2 protein-coding genes are annotated in these 1,885 nt (G+C 60.7%); one reads left to right on the top strand and one right to left on the bottom strand.

Annotated features, from left to right (window positions below):
- The coding region (locus tag J0I64_RS20805; protein ID WP_291411889.1) for a hypothetical protein at positions 1-462 on the top strand (462 nt) is incomplete at its 5' end.
- 189 nt (positions 463-651) lie between these two features.
- On the opposite strand, the gene J0I64_RS20810 is transcribed toward J0I64_RS20805, so the two are convergent.
- On the bottom strand, positions 652-1,885 hold a 1,234-nt coding region (locus J0I64_RS20810), incomplete at its 5' end, for an aldehyde dehydrogenase (protein WP_291411891.1).

Here is a 1,885-nt window from a genome sequence, read left to right on the forward strand (position 1 = left end):
GTAAACCCCAGCTTCAGTTCGCAAGAACCTCGCCGTCCACGTTTCTCTTTCTTCAATCTTCACAATGTCAAAGAGCTGACCTTCACCCCACAAGGGCAGAACGTCGGTGAGGCAATCGCCTCAGATTTCTTTCCGCAAAACAAACCCACTATCCGGTTACCCGGCAGCAAATCCGCCCTGTCAGAAGTCGCCGTCAGTGGGAACAACTTGAAGTCGTTCGCGTCGTCAGCGCCGCGGTTTCTAGAAGATCCGAAGATCACTGTCAACCGCTGTTTTCGATTTTCTTTTCGGTTTGCTTTAGCTTGCCGAGGAGAATTCGAAGTCACCTTTAAGTCAGATTGCTCTTTCTTTTCAGTGGCTTGCCGCAGTTTGTTTCGCCGTTTGGCGCCTCGCTCTGCAGCGGTGAGCGGGGTTATAGGGACGACCTTCAGGGCTGTAAACCCCCATTTCCAAACACCATGACATTTCTGTCGTTTTGAACAGGGACAGCTGTGCATATCTGGTCGCAAGTGGCCGGAAAACAAGGGCTTTCCGCACTAAAACTTTTTTGGTGCCGTCGGAGGCCGGTTTTCGCGCCCGGCGGCACAAGTGCTAGCAGACTGTTAACATCGAGGCTGACGCCTGGCCGATATGGCTGCCACCAGAAGCTTTTCAGATCGGATAGTGGATGTGCTCGGCGCCCTGGACGGTGATCCAGCGCAGTTCGGTGAACTCGGCAATGCCGGCTTTGCCGCCGAAGCGGCCGTAGCCGGATGCCTTTACGCCACCAAAAGGCATCTGGGCTTCGTCGTGCACGGTTGGGCCATTGATATGGCAGATGCCGGATTCGATGCGGGAGGCCACCGACATGGCGCGGGTCAGGTCCTTTCCGAAGACGGCGGCGGAGAGACCGTATTCGGTGTCGTTGGCTACGCGAATGGCTTCTTCTGTGGTCGCGACGCGGATGACGGCGACGACGGGGCCAAAGGATTCGTCACGATAGAGCTTCATGCCCGGCGTGACATTGTCGACCACGGTTGCCTGCATGATGGTGCCATCGATGCCGCCGCCGGCGACAACGCGGGCACCCTTCGAGACGGCGTCCTTGATAAGAGCGTCGATGCGCTGGGCAGCGGAGAGATCGACGAGGCACCCGAGTGGGGTGTCGCCCTTGCGCGGATCGCCGGCTTTTAGCGAGGCGGCTTTGGTGGCGAGGGCGGCAACGAACTCATCGGCGATCTTGTCGTCAACGACCACGCGTTCGGTCGACATGCAGATCTGGCCCTGGTTCATGTAGGCACCGAAGGCGGCCGCGGCGACGGCTTCGCTGATATCGGCGTCATCAAGGACGACGAAGGGAGCCTTGCCACCGAGTTCGAGGAGCGCGGGTTTTAGATTCCGCGCGGCGACTTCGGCGATGTGGCGGCCGACGCGGGTGGAGCCGGTGAAATTGACGCGACGCACGCCCTTGTGGGCGATGAGTGCCTCGACGAGTTCGGGGGCATCGGCGGGAGCGTTGGAGACGACGTTGAGGACGCCCTTGGGGAGGCCAGCTTCAAAGAGCGCATCGGCGATGAGGCGATGGGTGCGCGGGCAGATTTCGCTCGACTTGAAGACAACGGTATTGCCGCAGGCGAGTGGCGTCGCGAGCGACCGGACGCCGAGAATGACCGGGGCGTTCCACGGGGCAATGGAAAGGACGACGCCGGCGGCCTGGCGGATGCCATAGGCCGTGGAGCCGGGCCGGTGCGACGGGATGATTTCGCCGGTGATCTGCGTCGTCAGCGATGCGGCTTCGCGCAGCATTTCGGAGGCGAGCATGACGTTGAAGCCGGCCCAGCCGGCGGTCGCGCCGGTTTCGTGGCCCATGGCCTCGATGAATTCGGGAGCTTTGGCCGCGAGCTTG

This window comes from Devosia sp. (assembly GCF_017307565.1).
Lineage (GTDB): Bacteria > Pseudomonadota > Alphaproteobacteria > Rhizobiales > Devosiaceae > Devosia.